Source organism: Leptolyngbya sp. PL-A3 (assembly GCF_039962325.1).
GTDB lineage: Bacteria > Cyanobacteriota > Cyanobacteriia > Elainellales > Elainellaceae > Vacuolonema.
This window is the reverse complement of record NZ_JAMPLB010000069.1, coordinates 1-18385: the sequence shown is the minus strand read 5'-3', so window position 1 is coordinate 18385 and position 18385 is coordinate 1. Positions and strand designations below refer to the sequence as shown.

30 protein-coding genes are annotated in these 18385 nt (G+C 48.8%); 17 read left to right on the top strand and 13 right to left on the bottom strand.

The window, feature by feature from the left end:
* Nucleotides 1-199 precede the first annotated feature (199 nt).
* The 3 genes from NDI52_RS29125 (at nt 200) to NDI52_RS29115 (ending at nt 3053) form a co-directional block, all read left to right on the top strand.
* Nucleotides 200-943, top strand: coding sequence for an S-layer homology domain-containing protein (locus tag NDI52_RS29125; RefSeq protein ID WP_348256820.1), 744 nt, complete (start codon nt 200-202; stop codon nt 941-943).
* 72 nt (nt 944-1015) lie between these two features.
* On the top strand, nt 1016-2296 hold the full coding sequence (locus NDI52_RS29120) for a Vps62-related protein (protein WP_348256818.1): 1281 nt from the start codon (nt 1016-1018) through the stop codon (nt 2294-2296).
* 34 nt (nt 2297-2330) lie between these two features.
* The gene (locus NDI52_RS29115) at nt 2331-3053 is read left to right on the top strand and encodes an S-layer homology domain-containing protein (RefSeq protein ID WP_348256816.1); all 723 of its coding nucleotides are present in this window, start codon (nt 2331-2333) and stop codon (nt 3051-3053) included.
* Nucleotides 3054-3266: 213 nt separating this feature from the next.
* Here NDI52_RS29115 and NDI52_RS29110 read toward each other — a convergent pair whose 3' ends face one another.
* The 4 genes from NDI52_RS29110 to NDI52_RS29095 all read right to left on the bottom strand — a co-directional run bounded on the left by NDI52_RS29110 (nt 3267) and on the right by NDI52_RS29095 (nt 5494).
* Entirely contained in the window at nt 3267-4760 is a 1494-nt protein-coding gene (locus tag NDI52_RS29110) for a hypothetical protein (RefSeq protein ID WP_348256814.1), read from the bottom strand.
* 79 nt (nt 4761-4839) lie between these two features.
* On the bottom strand, nt 4840-5034 hold the full coding sequence (locus tag NDI52_RS29105) for a hypothetical protein (RefSeq protein ID WP_348256812.1): 195 nt from the start codon (nt 5032-5034) through the stop codon (nt 4840-4842).
* A gap of 56 nt (nt 5035-5090) precedes the next feature.
* Nucleotides 5091-5240, bottom strand: a complete 150-nt coding sequence (locus NDI52_RS29100; protein WP_348256810.1) for a hypothetical protein — start codon at nt 5238-5240, stop codon at nt 5091-5093.
* 128 nt (nt 5241-5368) lie between these two features.
* Nucleotides 5369-5494, bottom strand: a complete 126-nt coding sequence (locus NDI52_RS29095) for a hypothetical protein (protein ID WP_348256808.1) — start codon at nt 5492-5494, stop codon at nt 5369-5371.
* Between the two features lie 54 nt (nt 5495-5548).
* On the opposite strand from NDI52_RS29095, the gene NDI52_RS29090 reads away from it, so the two are divergent.
* Nucleotides 5549-5701 (top strand): hypothetical protein, encoded by a 153-nt coding sequence (locus NDI52_RS29090; protein ID WP_348256806.1) that lies wholly within the window; start codon nt 5549-5551, stop codon nt 5699-5701.
* A gap of 24 nt (nt 5702-5725) precedes the next feature.
* Here NDI52_RS29090 and NDI52_RS29085 read toward each other — a convergent pair whose 3' ends face one another.
* On the bottom strand, nt 5726-5941 hold the full coding sequence (locus tag NDI52_RS29085) for a hypothetical protein (protein WP_348256804.1): 216 nt from the start codon (nt 5939-5941) through the stop codon (nt 5726-5728).
* Nucleotides 5942-5999: 58 nt separating this feature from the next.
* On the bottom strand, nt 6000-6236 hold the full coding sequence (locus NDI52_RS29080) for a hypothetical protein (protein WP_348256802.1): 237 nt from the start codon (nt 6234-6236) through the stop codon (nt 6000-6002).
* Nucleotides 6237-6535: 299 nt separating this feature from the next.
* Between NDI52_RS29080 and NDI52_RS29075 the strand changes: the two genes are divergently transcribed.
* The 7 genes from NDI52_RS29075 to NDI52_RS29045 all read left to right on the top strand — a co-directional run bounded on the left by NDI52_RS29075 (nt 6536) and on the right by NDI52_RS29045 (nt 8681).
* Nucleotides 6536-6757, top strand: a complete 222-nt coding sequence (locus tag NDI52_RS29075; RefSeq protein WP_348256800.1) for a helix-turn-helix transcriptional regulator — start codon at nt 6536-6538, stop codon at nt 6755-6757.
* Nucleotides 6754-6888, top strand: a complete 135-nt coding sequence (locus tag NDI52_RS29070) for a hypothetical protein (protein WP_348256798.1) — start codon at nt 6754-6756, stop codon at nt 6886-6888. The genes NDI52_RS29075 and NDI52_RS29070 overlap by 4 nt, the downstream gene beginning before the upstream one ends.
* Nucleotides 6881-7057: a hypothetical protein gene (locus tag NDI52_RS29065; protein ID WP_348256796.1), complete on the top strand. Its 177-nt coding sequence runs from the start codon at nt 6881-6883 to the stop codon at nt 7055-7057. Before NDI52_RS29070 ends, NDI52_RS29065 begins: the two co-directional genes overlap by 8 nt.
* A gap of 207 nt (nt 7058-7264) precedes the next feature.
* Entirely contained in the window at nt 7265-7528 is a 264-nt protein-coding gene (locus tag NDI52_RS29060) for a hypothetical protein (protein WP_348256794.1), read from the top strand.
* Between the two features lie 90 nt (nt 7529-7618).
* A complete protein-coding gene (locus NDI52_RS29055; protein ID WP_348256792.1) occupies nt 7619-8179 on the top strand; it encodes a hypothetical protein in 561 nt (186 codons plus the stop codon).
* A 79-nt stretch (nt 8180-8258) separates the two neighbouring features.
* Nucleotides 8259-8420, top strand: a complete 162-nt coding sequence (locus NDI52_RS29050) for a hypothetical protein (protein WP_348256791.1) — start codon at nt 8259-8261, stop codon at nt 8418-8420.
* Between the two features lie 75 nt (nt 8421-8495).
* The gene (locus tag NDI52_RS29045) at nt 8496-8681 is read left to right on the top strand and encodes a hypothetical protein (RefSeq protein WP_348256789.1); all 186 of its coding nucleotides are present in this window, start codon (nt 8496-8498) and stop codon (nt 8679-8681) included.
* 219 nt (nt 8682-8900) lie between these two features.
* Here NDI52_RS29045 and NDI52_RS29040 read toward each other — a convergent pair whose 3' ends face one another.
* Nucleotides 8901-9155 carry a hypothetical protein gene (locus tag NDI52_RS29040; RefSeq protein ID WP_348256787.1) on the bottom strand — a complete coding sequence of 85 codons (255 nt, stop codon included), beginning with the start codon at nt 9153-9155 and terminating at the stop codon, nt 8901-8903.
* 782 nt (nt 9156-9937) lie between these two features.
* Between NDI52_RS29040 and NDI52_RS29035 the strand changes: the two genes are divergently transcribed.
* The 5 genes from NDI52_RS29035 to NDI52_RS29015 all read left to right on the top strand — a co-directional run bounded on the left by NDI52_RS29035 (nt 9938) and on the right by NDI52_RS29015 (nt 13415).
* Nucleotides 9938-10168: a hypothetical protein gene (locus NDI52_RS29035; RefSeq protein WP_348256785.1), complete on the top strand. Its 231-nt coding sequence runs from the start codon at nt 9938-9940 to the stop codon at nt 10166-10168.
* A gap of 252 nt (nt 10169-10420) precedes the next feature.
* On the top strand, nt 10421-10735 hold the full coding sequence (locus NDI52_RS29030) for a hypothetical protein (protein ID WP_348256783.1): 315 nt from the start codon (nt 10421-10423) through the stop codon (nt 10733-10735).
* Nucleotides 10736-10915: 180 nt separating this feature from the next.
* The gene (locus tag NDI52_RS29025; protein ID WP_348256781.1) at nt 10916-11338 is read left to right on the top strand and encodes a hypothetical protein; all 423 of its coding nucleotides are present in this window, start codon (nt 10916-10918) and stop codon (nt 11336-11338) included.
* A gap of 289 nt (nt 11339-11627) precedes the next feature.
* Entirely contained in the window at nt 11628-11906 is a 279-nt protein-coding gene (locus tag NDI52_RS29020) for a hypothetical protein (RefSeq protein WP_348256779.1), read from the top strand.
* A 1218-nt stretch (nt 11907-13124) separates the two neighbouring features.
* Nucleotides 13125-13415 carry a hypothetical protein gene (locus NDI52_RS29015; protein ID WP_348256777.1) on the top strand — a complete coding sequence of 97 codons (291 nt, stop codon included), beginning with the start codon at nt 13125-13127 and terminating at the stop codon, nt 13413-13415.
* Here the strand turns inward: NDI52_RS29015 and NDI52_RS29010 are convergent.
* Nucleotides 13389-13706 (bottom strand): hypothetical protein, encoded by a 318-nt coding sequence (locus NDI52_RS29010; RefSeq protein ID WP_348256775.1) that lies wholly within the window; start codon nt 13704-13706, stop codon nt 13389-13391. The two genes, NDI52_RS29015 and NDI52_RS29010, sit on opposite strands and share 27 nt — an antisense overlap.
* Before the next feature lie 93 nt (nt 13707-13799).
* On the opposite strand from NDI52_RS29010, the gene NDI52_RS29005 reads away from it, so the two are divergent.
* Nucleotides 13800-14081, top strand: a complete 282-nt coding sequence (locus tag NDI52_RS29005; RefSeq protein ID WP_348256773.1) for a hypothetical protein — start codon at nt 13800-13802, stop codon at nt 14079-14081.
* 552 nt (nt 14082-14633) lie between these two features.
* Here the strand turns inward: NDI52_RS29005 and NDI52_RS29000 are convergent.
* The 5 genes from NDI52_RS29000 to NDI52_RS28980 form a co-directional block, all read right to left on the bottom strand.
* Nucleotides 14634-14897 carry a hypothetical protein gene (locus NDI52_RS29000; RefSeq protein ID WP_348256771.1) on the bottom strand — a complete coding sequence of 88 codons (264 nt, stop codon included), beginning with the start codon at nt 14895-14897 and terminating at the stop codon, nt 14634-14636.
* A gap of 471 nt (nt 14898-15368) precedes the next feature.
* The gene (locus NDI52_RS28995; RefSeq protein WP_348256769.1) at nt 15369-15611 is read right to left on the bottom strand and encodes a hypothetical protein; all 243 of its coding nucleotides are present in this window, start codon (nt 15609-15611) and stop codon (nt 15369-15371) included.
* Between the two features lie 593 nt (nt 15612-16204).
* The gene (locus NDI52_RS28990; RefSeq protein ID WP_348256767.1) at nt 16205-16516 is read right to left on the bottom strand and encodes a hypothetical protein; all 312 of its coding nucleotides are present in this window, start codon (nt 16514-16516) and stop codon (nt 16205-16207) included.
* 596 nt (nt 16517-17112) lie between these two features.
* On the bottom strand, nt 17113-17427 hold the full coding sequence (locus NDI52_RS28985; protein WP_348256765.1) for a hypothetical protein: 315 nt from the start codon (nt 17425-17427) through the stop codon (nt 17113-17115).
* 217 nt (nt 17428-17644) lie between these two features.
* On the bottom strand, nt 17645-18385 hold a 741-nt coding region (locus NDI52_RS28980; protein WP_348256763.1), incomplete at its 5' end, for a hypothetical protein.

Below are 18385 nucleotides of genomic sequence, written 5' to 3'. Positions count from 1 at the left end.
TAAGGGGGCGATCGCCATTAACCTTAGCTCAGACAAAAGCCCGCATCAGGTAACAGGATGCGGGCTGGAATCAAGATTATTGAAATTGTGGCATGGGGCGATCGCCCTCTTAGAACATTCTTAACCTTGTGTTTCAATATATACCCAGTATTGGGTGATATGTTGCTACCAACGGATTTGTTTGTTGGAGTTTGCCCGCATGTCTGGTTTTTCGCGTTGGGTGGCTGGAACCGCTGCGCTCTTAGCTCTTGGATTAAGCAGCGGTGTTGCAGTTGCCCCCCTTGTCTCCCCGGCTCCTGTTACAGCTCAAGAATTTAGTTTTAGTGATGTGCCCGATGATTACTGGGCAAAAGGCTTTATTACAGAACTCACCCGGATGGGCATCATCGAAGGGTTTCCTAATGGTACATTCCACCCTAATTCGCCAGTCACTCGCGCCCAGTTTGCTGCCATGTTGCGACGGGCAAATGCTAATTACTGGGAGAGACCTAACATCAACAGAATTACAGTTTTCTCTGATGTTAGCTCAAGTTACTGGGCCGCAACTGCTATCAATAGTGTCGTCAGGACAGGCTTTATGAGGGGATATCATGACGGTATTTTTAACCCCGAACTAGCCATTCCTCGTGAGCAAGTCTTTGTCTCGCTTGCCAATGGACTTGGTTACACACAGGCACTCACTCAAGAGCCATCGAGTGTTCTGAATATCTACCAGGATGCTTCTAGCATTTCTGACTATGCTCTCAGAGGTGTTGCCGCTGCAACAGTCAATGGTTTAGTGGTGAATTATCCTAACGTTACAAGGATCGCTCCATGTTGTTACGGCGCAACTCGTGCAGAGGTTGCGGCTGCCATTTACCAAGCATTGGTCTCTACAGGGCACGCACCAGCGATTAATTCACCCTATATTGTCACTCCCGCACCAGCAGCAGCAACTCCATAACGATCCTAGTGATTCGTTGGGATGTCTGCTTAAATTTAGAATTTTTTCCTAATAACTAAAAGGTGTTTTAGTGTGAGTAGCTCAGAGTCGAGACATGGAAAAGCAGTTCAATTTGGAGACCTTATTCTTCAATTTACATCTCAGTATGAGTATCGTTGGAACACTATAGGTGGTGATGCTTATGCACATAGCGCATTCTATCACCCAATACCTCCTGAGGGATTTTATCCACTTGGCAGCATTGGAAGATCAAATCTTGATGATCCGAACGGGAAATGTGTTTCGATATGCGTGAAAAGCGTGACAGAGCATTCGTCAAAACCTGCCTTGCGCGAGCCCGAAGACTACGAATTAGTTTGGAACGATAGAAAGTCAAATGCTGCTAGTAACGGCGCTTGCTGGAGACCAAAGCCGCCTGATGGTTATGTTGCTCTTGGCGACGTATTCAGTAGTGGTTATGAAAAACCTAAGAAGTTAGATGTAATGTGTGTAGCTATCGAGCTAGCCGCTGAGGGATGCATCAGCAAATCTAGTATTTGGACTACTGATGGCTCAAACGCACTCTGCTTCAGTGCTTGGCAAATTATAGCTAGCGAAGCTTATTTAAGAGATACCTCAGATGGCTTATTCGAGGTAAATAGTTTTACTGGTAGTACGAAGCCGGACTTTGCTGCACCGAATTCATCTCCTGTGGCGTACACACTTCGCCTGCCAATGCCAACCGAGGTTGTGGAGGCTGAAATTATTAAACCTAAGCTCTCTAGTAGAACCAGACCAGCTGGTAGAACAGCGCAAGTAGTAGATCGAATCGTTACAGTTCCATTCACAGCTATTCTTGATCCTGACAAAGACCTCAATTGGCAGCTAGAACATTCGCCCTTCTACGATATCGAGCGTTCGGTATCTTATAAGTTGCTGATTTTTGAAGATAATGGGACTGAAGTAGACCAGACTCAAACTCTTGTAACTTCTACCGGTATTACCACTGAATCTAGCCGGACCTTCTCATTAACCACCGGTATTTCGGTAAGCTATGAAAGTGGAATCGAATTGGGAATAGGCTCCTCAAAAGTCACAGCTCAACTTAGTATTGATCTCGGATATTCTAGTACAACCAGTGTCTCTACGTTTGATTTGCGGGAAGAGGATGTTGAACTAACTATTCCTGCCAATCATGCGGCTGCGGTGTGGTCTGAAGTGAACACAATTCGTCTTTGGCGTTCAGACAATACACCGGTTGGTCCGTTGCTGGAGTTTGAGAGGGGTAATACAGCATTTTTGACATCGCAGTACCCGGCTCCTAAGGCAGGTACGGCAATTCGATACCGTCGTATTCGCCGCAAGTTGAGATAAACAGGTAATAGTTTGAGTTGAGGTCATTTACACAATGTCTAACATTTCTTGCTGGCAGGCTGGAACTGCTGCCTTTTTAGCACTTGGCTTAACGACTGCTACTGTTGCTCCCCTCGTGTCCCCTGCTCCTGCCTTTGCTCAAACCGTCAATTTTAGTGATGTCCCCGACAATCATTGGGCAAAAGGCTTTATTACAGAACTGACCAAGATGGGCATCATTGAGGGATTTCCTGATGGAACATTTGACCCTGACGGACCCGTCACCCGTGCTCAGTTTGCTGCCATGTTGCGACGGGCGAATGCTAATTACTGGGAGAGACCTGACGTTACCGAGTCAGTAGATTTCGATGATGTCAGTACAACCTACTGGGCAGCGACCTCCATTAATGTCGCCATCGAGGCGGGTTTCATGAGGGGGTATCCTGGTAATATTTTCAGACCCGAACAAGCCATTCCTCGTGAGCAAGTCTTTGTCTCGCTTGCCAATGGACTTGGTTACACACAAACCCTCACTCAAGAGCCATCCAGTATTCTAAATATCTACCAGGATGCTTCTAGCATTTCTGGCTATGCCCTCAGAGGTATCGCCGCTGCAACCGTCAATCAGTTAGTGGTGAATTACCCTAACGTTGCGAGGCTCCGCCCGCAAAACAATGCAACTCGTGCCCAGGTTGCGGCTGCCATTTATCAAGGATTAGTCAGAGACGGTAAAGCCCCAGCGATCAATTCGTCCTACATTGTGACTCCGACGCAGTAGTGTGAGTCTGTAGGAGGAAGGGGCGTATCCACACCAATCTATCTTGTCTGGGTAGAGATTGGTGTGGATACGCCTGTGGAGCGACTGTGGAGAGTAGAGGTGTGAATGTCATTTGTGGAGCGGTGTGGATGCGCTCCACAGCGTTCATCCACTCCACTCCACAGCATCCACACCGCTCCACGCTCCACACCCAGATCAAGGCAAAATAGGCCCTTAACAGCGGTATCGCGTAGTCTCGCCCTCACCCTCCACACACCCAATTCCCTGTGCTGCTAACTGCCGAAAATAGCCCCGAATCATGTCTGTGGTGATCTGGGTTGTCTTGAGCATATGAATGCCAGAACGGGCCTCTCTTGCGGTAATCCATTCCCCACGACGATGCGCAAACTGAGCGATCGCCCGTAGCTCTCGGGGTAACTCTTCCAAGACATCTAGGTCCAGCTCGTTGGCCTTCTCGTGTTCACCTATGCTGGCAGGTGGTTCCACCTCCACTGGGGCTGTCTGGTGGTAGAGCTTCTCCAACATTTCAGTGGTTAACTGAAAAGGATTTGGCTCTTCCTGGAGCTGAGGTGGTGGTACAGGCAAAGCAGGGATAGAAGAAGGCTCACGGGCTTCGCTTGTAGGAGCAATCGGATAGTGCTGTTGTAAGGTTGGCAGATAGAGCCACTCTGGAATAGTAAGCACTGTTTCTTGCTGACCAGGACGATTCATTTTTACCTCAGCAGAGCGGGTCTGCTCTCCCCAGGGCGTTTCCCCATACTGCCGGGTGAGTTGCACCGCAGAATTATCAATCAACTCCTTCATGCCCTTGATGTTGCTAAACCCAGCCGAAACGGTGCGGGCATGGTTAATCAAAATCGCTTTGATGCCATGCTTGTCCGTTACACTGAGAGCCGTTCGCACCAGGCTCTGACCCAGCTCCTCATGGCCTCCGTTGTACTGGGTCAGCTCATCCACAATCAAACTTTGGCGATCGCCTCCCGTCTTAAAGTTCTCCACCATATCGCTGTAAAACGCCTGAATGGCATCAAAGTCACCCCCAGCACCCACGACGACGCCATCAAAGAGCTTCTGGCCGTCCTCATGAGGCGTCACAGCAATGGTGGGCCAGCCCAATAGGTAGCTACGCACATAGGCGATGGCACTGGCCAAGGAGCTTTTGCCCGTCTGTTGAGGGCCAGAAACCGCCAGCAGTTTGCACATCAAGGCATAGCGAAGATCAGGGCAATCAGCTATGAGCCGATTCCATAGTGCCCATTGGGGTGCATTCCACTGGGCTGAAATGGGGGGTGCAGCGATACTGCCAGGGGCAACAGGTACGGCTGCAACATCAACGGCCTGAGGAATAGCAGCAGACAGAATAGGAGGTTCTACTAACGGGAGGAGTTGGGCCAGAACACGACGCTGTTGCTCATTGAGATAGCGCTCAATCCTCCCATTCTCAATGTCATCAAAGGCTCGCTCTCCCCGATTCACCTTATCGACCATGTACCATCCACCCAGTAGCCCGACGGCGATCGCTAGCGGCCCGGATGCCAGCACCGATAAACAGTACCCCACACCTCCCAACGTCGCGACCAGCGGAAGCATCAGCGAGCCGTGATACTCCTGGAGCACGCGATCGCCTGCTTGCTGCACCAGCGCAGCACGAGGGTCAATGTTCGATTCTGCAATTTGCTGAATGGCTTTCACGTCTGAAAAATTCATGAGGATGTCTCCTGTTGCGTAGTGGAGGGACAAAAAAGGGGCATCGGGCGATCGCCTCCATGCCCCCGGTTGTCAGTCGTTACAAGTTGAATTCAATGCCGCCATCATGGCGGTACTTCACATCGGTTTCATCGGCACGGAGGTCACTCGCCATCCGTTGGGTTGCCTGAATTTGTTGCTGACAGTAAGCGACCGCCTTTTTGAGTTCTTCCAGTGCGCCTGGCTCCCCCTCCTGTGCCCTGATTTGAAGGGTGCGGAGGTATTCATTCGCCATCGCGGCGATTTCTGGAGGGATCTCTGGGATGGGTTTAGCCCCATTGCTGGGGGCTTCTACTTTTTTGCCTGCGCTTCCCCTTCAGGCTTCTGCCCGTTGCCTTGGCCCTGGTAGGCTTCCCATGCAGCAGCCTCCGCAGAGTTAGGCCCAAACCGCTTAAAGATGCCGTCAATCGCTTGTTGGGGTGATTGAAGCGACGCTGTCACCAGATGCAATTAGCTCTAATTCGGAGCCTGAAACAACGTAAATTCGTTATTTAGCAGAAGCTAATGTGGAAAATGGCGGATTTTTTAGTACAAAATAACTGTACTGAAACTCCTATCCTACAAAGGTTTCAGCCTAATTGCACTTCATGACAGCTTCGCTTCAACCAGGCCATGTATGCGGCGATCGCCCGTTTGGTGTCAGGTGCAAGGGCATCAGAGGTCATCTGGGGAGCTGCGACCGGGGAATCCTCCACTGTGGCGGGGTTGATTAGGTTCCACCCCTTGCTGTCATGGATTAATTGCACCTTTTGATTCCGCTTGATGGTGGCGAAAACTTCATCGGTGAGCGGCTTCCAGAGCGTGGCGTCTTCCCCGTCGCGGGTTCTGAAGTCACAAACCAGGCGGGGGCCATTGCGGGTGGTTACCTAGCGGGCGTCACTTTGGGCAAGGCCAATAGTTAGGGTTGCGGTCATGGGTGAGCCCTCCTACTGGGCTGTAGCTTCGGAACTAGCAATAACTTCGGCTGCAACCCGTTCCACATCAGATGACCATTCCCCGGACTTGATACCGTTGCGGATGCGATCGGCGTATTGGTCTGGGTAGGGGTAATCGAACTTGATAGCAGCGGATTTACAGGATAGGTAGAAGGCTTGGGAGTCAGCAGCAAGGAACTGTAACTTGTGGAGTTGAGTGCTATTCATGATGGTGAATATGTATGGGGTTTAGGGGCGGTCGCACTTTGCCCCCATCTTGGGAGAATCAAGCCAGGATTCCATCAATCAAACGGGTAAGCCTGGATAGCTCAGCAACGGTCAGAGGGGGCATGGTGGCGATCGCCTCCTTTACCACCGCTTCCGTGTCGATGGGCGGTTTCGTGGGAGGCGTGTCATCCTGCTGCCGGGGGGCGGGCTGCGGCGCAGCGCTGTGGTCACGCCCAACCAGCAAGAACAGGCCAACGACAACGATCAGATCCAGGAAAATCTCAAATCCAGACATCTCAATCTCCAGCCCGAGGTGAATGTGTAGAAATCCGGGCTAACGCGATCGGGGGGCGTTGCACCTCCCCAGGCAGCTCGGCTGCAATCGCACGTTGTCACGTCCTCTCTTTATTGGCGGTACGCTCGTTGGCTATCCCCACAGCCCGCTCTAGGCGTAGGCCCGTCACCCATTGGACCGGGGGAGGTATCGCCTCCATACTTTTCATATTACCGTTAAAACTTTAATAGTATCAAGAGTTTCACGCAAAGATTTTTGCGCTAAGATTTTGGTATGTTTCCAGCATGGGAGAAATACCAGTGAGCAAAGTTGCAGATCTAAGAAAGGCGCAGGGGCTTACCCAGCGTCAGCTTGCGGATTTAGTGGGGGTGACTGAATCCACAATCCGTAATTGGGAAAACAATAGAAATGGCATTGAATGGCTGGTGAGGGTTGCAAACCTGTGTAGCGCTCTTAAGTGCGACCCAGCAGCGTTGGTTGAGTTCAAATCCATAGTGGATGAAGAGGGCGATCGCCAATGAGCCGGCAAACCCCGCGTTACTGGCACCTATACCGATGGGTGGGACTTCCGCTCCTTGTGATGGTGAGAGCGTTGGTTTGGGTAAATGAGGTGCTAGACAAATTGCAGGATGGAGGCGATCGCCATGCCTAAGACCTACTGTAATGACTGCACCTACTGCACTGCTAACGGTCCTACCTGTAAGCATCCTCGGGGCAGCGAGTTTCTGGCTTATATCGTGCGATGTGCAGGGGCGGGGGTAAGGGTGGATGCGTCAGACTGTCCTGGTTTTAAATCAGTGAAGGGAGGATGTGGTGATTGAAAACTTTTGTTTTGACTGCATCTTTTGCGATCCGCTGAACGAAGAATGTGGAGGGTGTATTCATCCCTATGGGCCTGAATTCATGGCTTACATAGATAGCTGTCAAATGGCAGGAATAACGGTTAGCCCTACGGACTGCCCTGTATTTAAACCAGTAAAGAACGAATTACTAAAAGACCACACACCCACAGTAAGGAACTCAGAACCATGACCGATGAAGATCTTAGGGTAGAACTCGCAGCTATTCAGGCAGAATTGCAAGAACCACCAGCGGATAAGGTGTTTGAACTCGCTCCATTTGTAAAAGCGCTAACGGATGAAGAATTCGCGGCACTGCTACACAGGGTCACAGAGATGCAGGTTAGTCGAGGACTCCAAGCAGACCAGGCAGCAATACCTCCCGCGATGCCGGAGGAGATCATTGCCATCATTGAAGCTATCCAGAAACCAGGCGATCGCCCTACTCCCTAATTCCACCCCAGCGGGCACTCGACCCGCTCTTTTTTGACCCTTGGTTGTGGCAATAGACTACAACTCATTTATCAATTGCCACAACAAACCATGAGCACGATTCAGGAATTGCAGCAGCGGGAAACCCATTTAACAGAGGCGATCGCCACCATCCAGGCAGAGTTGGAAGAGTTGGGCGGGGATGAGTACCGCGATTGCTGGCTGGATGAGACGCCGGATCGAACGGCCAAGAAATCCTACACTCGGCTGCGGTGGTTCGATGCCGATAAGAGAAAGCGGTGCAGAACTTTGAAGGGAGATGAAGTCGGCAGAGCCAGGAAGGCGATCGCCCTATGGTCAGAACTGGCTCTCATGACAGCCGAGTTGGCCCACGTTGGTGAGGAGCTGCTGAAGTTTGAGGCGATGGCAGTAAGATTGGGCCTGGAGGTGCCCACCACATCCACTCCCAGACGGCAACGTAGGGGCGATCGCAAACCTGCCAGGTCTGCTGATGTTCAAAGCATTCCCAACGGGGCAAAGGTGACGGTCCCTCGTGGGTGGGAAGCAGTGGTCACCGGATACCTGGGGGAGAACCGCTACAGCATCCGGTACAACACCGGGTTGCCGGGGGAAGAGGATAGTTACCCCGCCCATTGCCTGACCATTGAGTGATGCCGTCATATGCTCACGTATGCCCCTTTTTGGGGTACATTTCAGGGGCCAAGAGTAGTGGGGAAGGCAACGATAGAAGATGTCGAGTTGGGAAATGCTGGATGCCATCGCGGCTGAAATTGGTTCTCTTACAGTGGAGAACAATAGATTTCGCCGGGAGATAGATTTACTTCGTGAGGAAGTCGAGTTGCTAAAGGATCGCGCTGCCGACGCTGACACCAATTTTGAAGCCATTAAATAAGATGCCGCAAAACTGAGACAGGCATTACGCGAGTTACGTGCCAGCGCTGCACAGCTAAGAGCCGATGCCGCACAGTTGAGAGCGAATAAAGCGCAAGAGGTTGCTGATGAGAAGCAACAAGCAGCCGACCAAGCTCTAAAGCAACAAGAATCTTCCCAGATTAGATCTTCTCAGATAGAGGCAGACGAAGCTCAGGATTGGGCAGATCAAGCACAAGCCAGAGCCGATATTGCCCAAAGGAATGCCGACGAGCCGCAGTGAAGCCCCAAGTTGATATGAACCAAGCCTGCTGCAGGCAATCGCAGGGATTGGGCTCTACGGCAACTGCTTATATTTGCTTATGTTTTTTGAAATTCTCACTTTTCCCAATGAAAAACCCGCATCGCTCGTGGGTGCAATGCGGGGAAATCAAAACTTACGAATCTAGATTGTGCCATAGAGTGGCGATCGCCAAGAACTGCTAGCACCGATTGTGCAGGTTCAAAGTGGCAGACTGAATTCACTCAACAGCTCTCCGTTAAGGTACGTGTAGAAGACTTGATAGGGTGAACCGGATGTCGCCCACTCTTGGCTAAAACTATGTAATTCTTTCGCAACTTGCTCGCTTGGTGCATCAATCATCAGAACGGCTTCAATATCAATTAATTGGCACTGTAACAGTAGAGCCTTGTGCTTATCTGACAGAACAAAATTGAGCATCGTGTTTTGCAGGTGCTCAGGCATAAAAGGACGCATCAGTAAAACTCAATGGATTAGCTCATAATCATTGAATAAAACCTTTGTGAGGATCTTGTGGGGACAGGCTCAACCCAGAGAAGACCACCATTAAATTGACGGCGGCAAAACTCGTAGGTACTGGGCTCAGGATTCCCGGCGATCGCCCTCCCAATAAAAACCCTCCAACAAATGAAGAGGGTACACATGAGCATGGCAACTTTGAACGAGGAGACAATGAGAGGTAAAAAAAGAACCCGAATTCGATGCAGTTTAATGCGGGAGAGGAGGTTCGCAATACTCAGATTTTGTAACTAGAAAACCTAGAAGCGGAAAAATATGATTCTTGCGGGATTGTGGCTTGGATAGCGATCGCTCTCTAGTTTGAACTGGCCCAACTGGAATCAGATCTAGCTCGCGTCAGTAAGGATCCACTGAAGGTCAAATCAATGGTATAGAAGTGCAATGACAGAAATCTAAAGAAAATCTTAAGAAGCTATATAAGTGTTTGTGCTTGGTTTAAATTTCTCTACAGTTTAATCGGGGTTAGCTCTATAAAAACCCTGCTCATAAGCCAAAGTTTACTTTGGTCCAATGCCTGCCTATCTCTTGATGGTGGGCATTTATCATCCTGGTGGCAATTGCTAATGGTCACAATTAACTGTCGCAGTTGCGATTCTGACACCATTACCTACAAGCCTTCTTAAGGCCGTAGGTTCTTAGTTTCCATGCTGCGATAAGCGGGGTTGGAATAAAGGTGGATACGGAGAAGTGTTTAGGGTTTGCGGTAGAGGGAGATCGCAATGTCTACGGAGTTTGACAGGACTCCTCTGGAAACAAAATTGAAAGAAACTCAAGGTGAAGTGCTTCTTCTACGAGAACAAGTCCTGTTTCTTCAACAAGAATTACAAAAAACTCAAGAGGAGTTGCAGGAGGCTCGGGAAGAGCTGGTATGGACGATACATGAGTTAGAACAAATGAACCAAGAGAATCAGCTACTATCTGAAGCTCTGGAGCAGAACCGTAAAAGTTAAGACGGCGATCACCCTTCCAACAAAAACCTGCACTGACTGCGAGGGCAACGCGGGTACCAAGGTCATTATTAGGCCATTGTCCCATAAGGAACTGGGATAGAGGATGCAGCAGCAGGGCGATCGCCATCCACCCTATAAAGCCCCTCCCTGCTGCAACTATGAATGGATACCGAGAAAATTTTCGCTGATGGCATCCAAAAAGGATGCTCTTTCGTACAAGAAAAGTACAGCTGTGTCTGGAGTCGTTTCCCCATGAATGCTGACGACCTTCGGCAACGTTTACTTGAGTGCGATCGCTACATCCTCGAATTACAGCATGAGCTAACAGAAGCCTTGGAGTATAAACAGGTACTACTAAAGCATCATGCTGTCCTGTCGTCCTGCAAACAGATTGGCCCAGAATTTGAAACTAGATTTCGAGTACTAGAGAAAGAAGTAACTCGAGCAAGTACTGTACTGGAAAGGCTTCGCTCCAATATTGCCAGTGTCTTAGAGTTGCGGACAAGCATTGAGTGTTCGATCGCCAAAAGAAAACCGCCATCAATCGACAGCAGCAATCCCTTATAGGTACTCGGTTCAGGATTTCCGGCAATCGCTAACGCCCCCCAATAAAAAGCCCACTCCCCTAAGGGAGTGGGCTGATTCTTTTAATTTTTTCAGCGGGTTGCACTGCCTTTCCCCTACGTATGCTCCCTTTTGGGGTACATTTCAGGGGTCAAAAGTATTGGGGGGAGGCAACGATAGAAGATGTCGAGTTGGGAGATGTTGGATGCCATCGCGGCTGAAATTGGCTCTCTTACAGTGGAGAACAATAGATTTCGCCGGGAGATAGATTTACTTCGTGAGGAAGTCGAGTTGCTAAAGGATCGCGCTGCCGACGCTGACACAAATTTTGACACCATTAGACAAGATGCTGAAAAACTGAGACAGGCATTACGCGAGTTACGCGCCAACGCTGCACAGCTAAGAGCCGATGCCGCACAGTTGAGAGCGAATAGAGCGCAAGAGGTTGCTAATGAAAGGCAACAAGTCGCTGACCAAGTTCTACAGCAAGAAGATTCTTCCCAAATTAGGTCTTCTCAGGTAGAGGCAGACGAAGCTCAGGATTGGGCAGATCAAGCACAAGCAAGAGCCGATATTGCCCAAAGGAATGCCGACGAGCCGCAGTGAAGCCCCAAGTTGATAGAACCAAGTCTGCGCAGGCGATCGCAGGGATTGGGCTCTATGGCAAGACTTATATTTGCTTATGTTTTTTGAAATTCTCACTTTTCCCAATGAAAAACCCGCATCGCTCGTGGGTGCAATGCGGGGAGAGTAAAACCTTCTCTTTCAGAATTGTGCCATAGGCGGCGATCGCTTCACTGAGAACTACTCGTCCTGACAACATACCGAGCTGAGCAGTTTAGTGAGAGACTGTTAGTCAATTAAGCGAGGTAAGAAAACAACCAGGAGCAACGCTATGCAGGACGGTGAAGCAGAGCTCAAGTTAAGAGAGAGAATCATGGCGATCGCCTCTGCTTTGGGTGCTAACGATGCCGAGTACCTTATTCGAATCACAGCAGGGGATGCGGAATTATTAGATGAGTGCCTAGCGCTTATGAACAAAGGCATAAGCATTACCACTATCAATACATGGCTCGCTGAAAAGATGAACGTAACCCACGAAAGTTCCCAAGCCTATAAAACTTGTGAGGCTGTTCTAAACCTATCGGTCAGGCGTGAGCACAATCCTGAATAACAACCCGCGCTACTTGAGGGAAACGCAGATTACGGTTGAATCTGCTGGATTGTGACCTGGAACCAAGGGACTATACGTTCATCTGAAGGGCGATCGCCTGTTCTACGTCAAGCTTGAAGGTGGAATTCTATGCTTAGTGTTGCCCCTCATTTCGTCTACCTCATGCCACCCGCCCATATAGGGTTCATCCTGGGAGGCTCGGGGAGATAGATGAAGGTCAAGATAATGATGAGTAAATCCAATTGCTTTTCGCGCTTCAGGCGGCTGAGCACTTATCCACAACAGGAACTCATCAACATTCATATGTCAGTAGACCTCACTGAATCTAGCCTGATCTATTGAACAGAAATATTGTGAGGATCTTGTGGGGACAAACTCAGCCACAAAAAAACGCCCTCAACTCGACGGCGGCAAAAATCATAGGCACTTGGCTTAGGATTCCCAGCGATCCCCACCGCACCAAAGCAAAAGCCCGCACCCTGTGAGGCAATGCGGGCGGGAATCAAGACTGTTGGAATTGTGGCATAGACAAAGCAAACCGCCGTCAATCGACAGCGGCAATAATAAGAGCGAGTAGAAACAGACAAACGTGGCTTTGCATATGCCACTCAAAACCAAAACTTTTAGCGTTTAGTATCTTCATCACTTCGAGCCTTACCACTTAGCCCCCTAGCCTCATTCCACCCACGCATATAGGCATCATCCTCAGCCATTCGAGGGGATGATTTAAGGTTGAGACAACAATCGATAAATCCAACAGACTCTCGTCGTTCTGGGGGCATAATGGATGGCCACGAAAGTTTTTCCATAAGTCTGGACACTATTAAAGAACGGATAAAAAGAGTTGACACTACTAAAGGGCTTAGCAGTCTGTGCATGAATATTAATTGCACTAAGTAGATGGCCTTTGAAACTGCCCAAAATAGATAGATTCTCAGTACAGATCTAAACTACTTCTGTATCTGAGGTGATAGAGGCCTGATTTTGCCACTGCGATCACCCCACCTATATGTACACGGATGCAGTGGTGTGGGAAAGACAAGCGATCGGCGGCAAGTAACTTTGACCCAACAGGAGCTCTATCTCCCCTTTAGTAAAAACGAAAAATATTGACGGGCATAAAACATTTAATTCTAGCAATATCTTCCGATGGGCTCGTGTTTCTGGACAAGCTCTTCTGTAAAAGGAGAGTATCGCTGCGCCTAAAATATCTTCTCCATGAACCTTTATGAGCTTCAGCAACTTTTGATTGAGTGCGATCGCACCTCCCTTGAGTTGCAGTATGCCTTTACCGAAACCCTAAAGTATCAACAGATTCTATTAAAACATCAAGCTAACTTGCTTCCCTATAAGCATTTAATTCCAAAAAATGAGCGTTGCCTGTATTTATTGTCGGAAGAAATAAAACAGACAAATACTGCCTTGGAGATGCTGCATTGCAAGATTGACGCTTGCTTAGATGGACGAACAGATATTGAGCGATTACTTGCCTGGAACCTTTATCAGTAAAAGGTTCAGTGCGATCGCCCTCCCAATAAAAACGCCGTTGCCCCACGGCACGGCGTGCTTAACCTGTTCCATCAGTTTTTCTGATTTCACGCTGCAAAGGAGAAAAGCGATCGCCCTCTGGTCAGACCTCACCCGCGTCAGTGAGGAGCTGCGAAAGGTTGAGGAGATGGCGGCAAGGCTAGGTCTGCAAGTGCCGAGGGCATCCACCACCACCAGGCGGAAGGGGAGCGATCGCCCCTGAAGTGCACGGTGCAATGATCTGTCTTGATTGAACATCTGAACGGGAATCATTCATGGGAAACTGTAATTAGCAGAGCCAGCAGTGATGCAGCTAAATTACTCACAGGCTAGGTGGGGAGCAATAAGCAACAAAGAGCGACCACCATGCAAGATAACAAGGCAGAAATTCGACTGAGAGCACAAATGCTTGTAATTTGCTCTGGTCTGAATAAGAAAGATGCTGAACATCTTGCCCAAATAACAAACGGGGATGAAGCACTTCTAGATGAGTGTCTTCAGCTTCTAGGCAAAGGAATAAACATTGCGTTCGTCGCGGAATGGCTGAATGCAAAGACAGGCATAACTCAGGTCGGGTCCCCAACCTATAAATTCTGTGAGGCGGTTCTGAATCTAGCAATGGGGAGCGATCGCCAACGCCCCCAATGAAAAACCCCGCATCCTGTGAGGAAATGCAGGGGGAAATCAAGACTATTGGGATTGTGGCATAGAAGGCGATCGCCCTTTTAAGAGTCTGTGAATTGGGCGTAACTTATCCTGAGATTAATCGCGTCGATAGAAAGAGTAAATGTTTGGTAAATCCCGCTTGTACCATCTGAGGAGCGGGATTTTTTTCCTCTTTAGGTAAGGGGACGATCGCCACAAAAAGCCCACCTCAAACAGCAGTAAGGTGGGTCTTAGTCCGTGATTAATTCAATTCAAATTATCCTTCGAAAAGGATAGTAGAAAAGGTTGTCTGGAATACAAAGAGCTCTAGCAGTGCAATCGCCAACAAAACTAGGGATCGCTCTGTGGCCCGCAGAAAAGACCCACGCTTGTTGAATTTGGTGCAGACGCGGGTCGGGTCATGGCGCTGAATTGTGCCATGAGCCATAGCAAGTTTTGTCCATCGGGAGGGCGATTTGAGAGCGATCGCTCTAGCTATTGATCCTCACTTCTCACCACTCCCAAGAAATCGCAAGCCAGAATAGCGAGACAGGCTTAGCTATCGATCCTATTAGAATTCAATTCGCTTTCAATGGTTTCCAACGCATCCACCATTTTGAATGCAGGTGCAATACGCCAACTTAACAGCCCCAATTGCTGCCGTGTTTTCCCAGTAGCTGCTTCAATTCGTAGCAATAGACTTTCAATGGAACTGTACTGGTGTGTAAAATTTGCTCCAATCTTGATGCCGCGTGATAGCTCACTTAACGCCTCTGCAAGAATTGCAGCGTCTTGATCTGTTAGTGACAGGTCACTCATGGTTATCTTTTATACGAAATAGAGGAACACATCTATCAGTAGTTATAAAGAATAAGCAAGAGATTGTATACAGTCGTACGACCCGCTGATAGAAGTCTTCCTACTTAAGCCGGAAACCATGAGGATTCTGTGAGGCGGTCGCCTGTATCTCAACAAAAAGCACCCCGGCAGTAAGCGCCAGGGTGCGAGTCATTTCTTCATTTGCCTCTATCCTCCCACTTCAACCAGCGCAGCTCCACAGCAGAAACACCGGTAGATCGGCAGCAGTGGACGAGGGTAGTAGGTGGTGATGCGGTATCAAACAAAAAGCCCGCATCCTGTGAGTAATGCGGGCGGAAATCAAGACTATTGGAATTGTGGCGTGGGGAGGCGATCTAGCTAGGCGATCACCACAAGAAAAACACCATGGACTTACGGCGGCAAAACCCTATAGGTGCAGTTAGATAGCTGCCTAAAGAAGCGATTGCAACATCAAAACTGTGTGTTGTGGTCCGGCGACTCTAACACGGCGGCTATCTCGCCCAGAGCCTTATTGATGGCTGCGATCGCTGTCATTCGCTCAACATCCGACCATGACTGCACAGATTCCAGTAGAGACTGGATAAGAGCTCTCTTTGAAGCGAAGTTCTCCTCACCTTCCATACGCTTCAACAGCAATTTCAAGCCTCCTACCAGTAGTTCAGCTTCCTCGTCTGTCAGTAATATCTCACCCATTTCCCGGTAAAGAAAAAGTACGGAACTATCCTATTCTTCCCTTAATGAGTTGAGATAGGTGTGCCAAATGTAACTAGAAAACGGCCCTATCAGCTGTAACGATGGGGAATGTGGATCTTATTGAATTACGGCAGATTGGATGAAGGTGAAGTTCTATTTTTGGCTTTGATCCCCGATTTAGCTGCCTCATCCCACCCCTGTATATAAAACTCATCCTGGGGCATCCGAGGAGATGAATAAAGGTCAAGATAATAATCAACAAATCCAATTGCTTTACGGACTTTATACGGCTGACTACTCAGCCACAGAAGGTACTCATTCACTTCTACATTCATGTAATAGAACCTAAACATATTTAGATGAATCTATTAAACAGAAAGATTATGAGCATCTTGTGAGTACAGACGTAACAAAAAACCGCCATCAACTCGACGGCGGCAAAACTCGTAGGTACTGAGCTTAGGTTTCCCGGCGATCACTGCCCTCCCTACCCCTTCGTGGGTTTGCTGCCTTTACGTGAGGTAATGGGCTAGATAAATCTGGAAGCGGATGGGATTACTCAAGAGGCGCTATCTGCCCTTAAGAGTAGAGAGCTATGAAGCGATAAATGTCGTAGCTAAAGGATTCCTTAGGCTAACCCACACCCTATACTGTTGTTTCGAGACACTGATGATTGTTGGCACTCCCTGCTCAATCAACTCACAGCCGAACCGATAAGCCTCTAATCGATTACTGCCGTCAAACTCTTTTGCTAGCCCATAAAGCTCATTTCTATACATCATTCCATCGCGAACAGCATGCACCCAATAGAATTTGAGCAGGGTGATTTGTTGTTCTTTAACTAGGCTAGGAACTAGCTCCAGCGTGGTTACTGCTGCTGAAACTGCATGGCTTGGCTTTGACATTAACCTGTTCGTATTAGTAGTAAGGATTTAGAGGCTCTGGCACACCCTATTCGTCAGTACTACGCGGTTGCATTGCTCCTTTAGCAGACCTATTCACAACACTGAACTGATCTGCGTAATTCATGGCTAGCGCCTCGAAGCTTCCAATAATGTTGCTGGAACAGTAACGTTATTGGAAGGTTGTGAATCAGAACGCGTTTCTTGTTTACTACCTGCAGTAGTGGGCTACTAGTGGATCTTATTCTTGTGAATCTGCAAGGGAAAGTTGCCCTTGTTACATTCCTTTATAAATTACCCGATCTTTACATTTCTCTGATTCAACAGTGCTGCTATACCCACCTCACAACGTCTCTCCAGAACTTACCTGTAAATATTTAGAAGGCGTTATTGAATTTTTGGAAATCAGGCAGAACAAGCAAAGTAGCAACTTAAGCAATCGCCTCACAGCACTTTACCTTTGCACTGTATCTCTATAGCTTGTGAGTCGATCTTGCTAATACTGCTAGGAGCGCAAACAAAAAGCCCGCATCCTGTGAGTGGGAGCGGGCTGAAATCAAGACTATTGGGATTGTGGCATAGGAAGGCGATCGCATCGGCTAATCTTCGACCTTTCCTACATACTCGACAAGTAGCGTTGGAACTGCCCTCGGCTCCCCTCGTTTTGAATGGCGATTAACCAGGAACTCACGCTCTACAATCCTCCACTTGAAGCCTCGATATTTGATGACATCGCTAACATGCGGATCACTGTAAAAGGTCATGCAAAAGATGCCATCAACCACTCTAATATCTTCTGCCGCCATATTCTCCCGCACGTCATCCGGCAGTGTGAAATCAACCGACCCTGAAACAGGGTTCTTATTGATTACGATGTCGGTTGAATCAAATTGACCTAATAGAAACTTTGCCATTTTGTGAGAACTCCTAATTTAGGTGATGCTGCGTCCTAGGTAGCCGTCCTGGGTGCCGTCCTGCGTTCCACCTAGAACGACCTAGGACGGCACCTAGGACAACCGTGGAACACGCTGGACTCCATTGTTCCTACCTAGGACGCGTCCTAGGTGTCCTAGGTCATTTTGGGCAGTTTTTTCTATTCCTGTCCTAGGTGTCCTGGGTGTCCTAGGTAGGCTAGTTTTTGTTAGCTGAATCACGGGAGACAACTTTCACAAATTGTGACTTGGTGCCGTTGGGGTTATCTCGCTTCTCACTTTGAAGAACTCCACTCATCACGGCTGACTGAATAAGTTGCTTTACAACCTGGCGATCGTCGGCGCGGAAGTCTTGCATCAGTTTACTAACAGATGCCCACTCACCATTCAGCTCTAGGATCTTCTCAATCAACCGATTACGAACACGGGCGATCGCATCCTCATCCTTCAGGCTCTCAGCTTCTTTTGTGGGGTAAGCTTCCTCGGGTTCTTGAGTCGTTTTTGTTGTAGCCATCGGCTGATTTTTAGACTCTTCTGGATTGGCGATTGAAGACACAGAAGCAGTGGAGGCAACTGGTGGAAGCAGGTTTAACAAAAAGCTCACAGTAAGCCAGGGAGGTAATACTAAATCCTCTGTTGTGCCGTCGAGCCAGGTCACCACTGCCCGCCCTGTGGGGGCCATTGTGCCGAAGTCATCAACAGGTTCACCAATGGTTTCTACCTTGACCGTCGAAGACTTCAGCGTGGTCAGGATGTTCGCCACTCCAGGGTAGAAACTCGCCTGATCACCGTGGGCAATGAGGATCGGATAGTACTCATGCTTTGAAGACTCCCGCAACAGCGATCGCAGTCCCTTCCCCAGCGGCTCAAGATCCTCAAAGTTGTCATAATCTCCGAACTCATCCCAAACGATTGAGAGGTGCAGGTTCTTGCCTGCGTC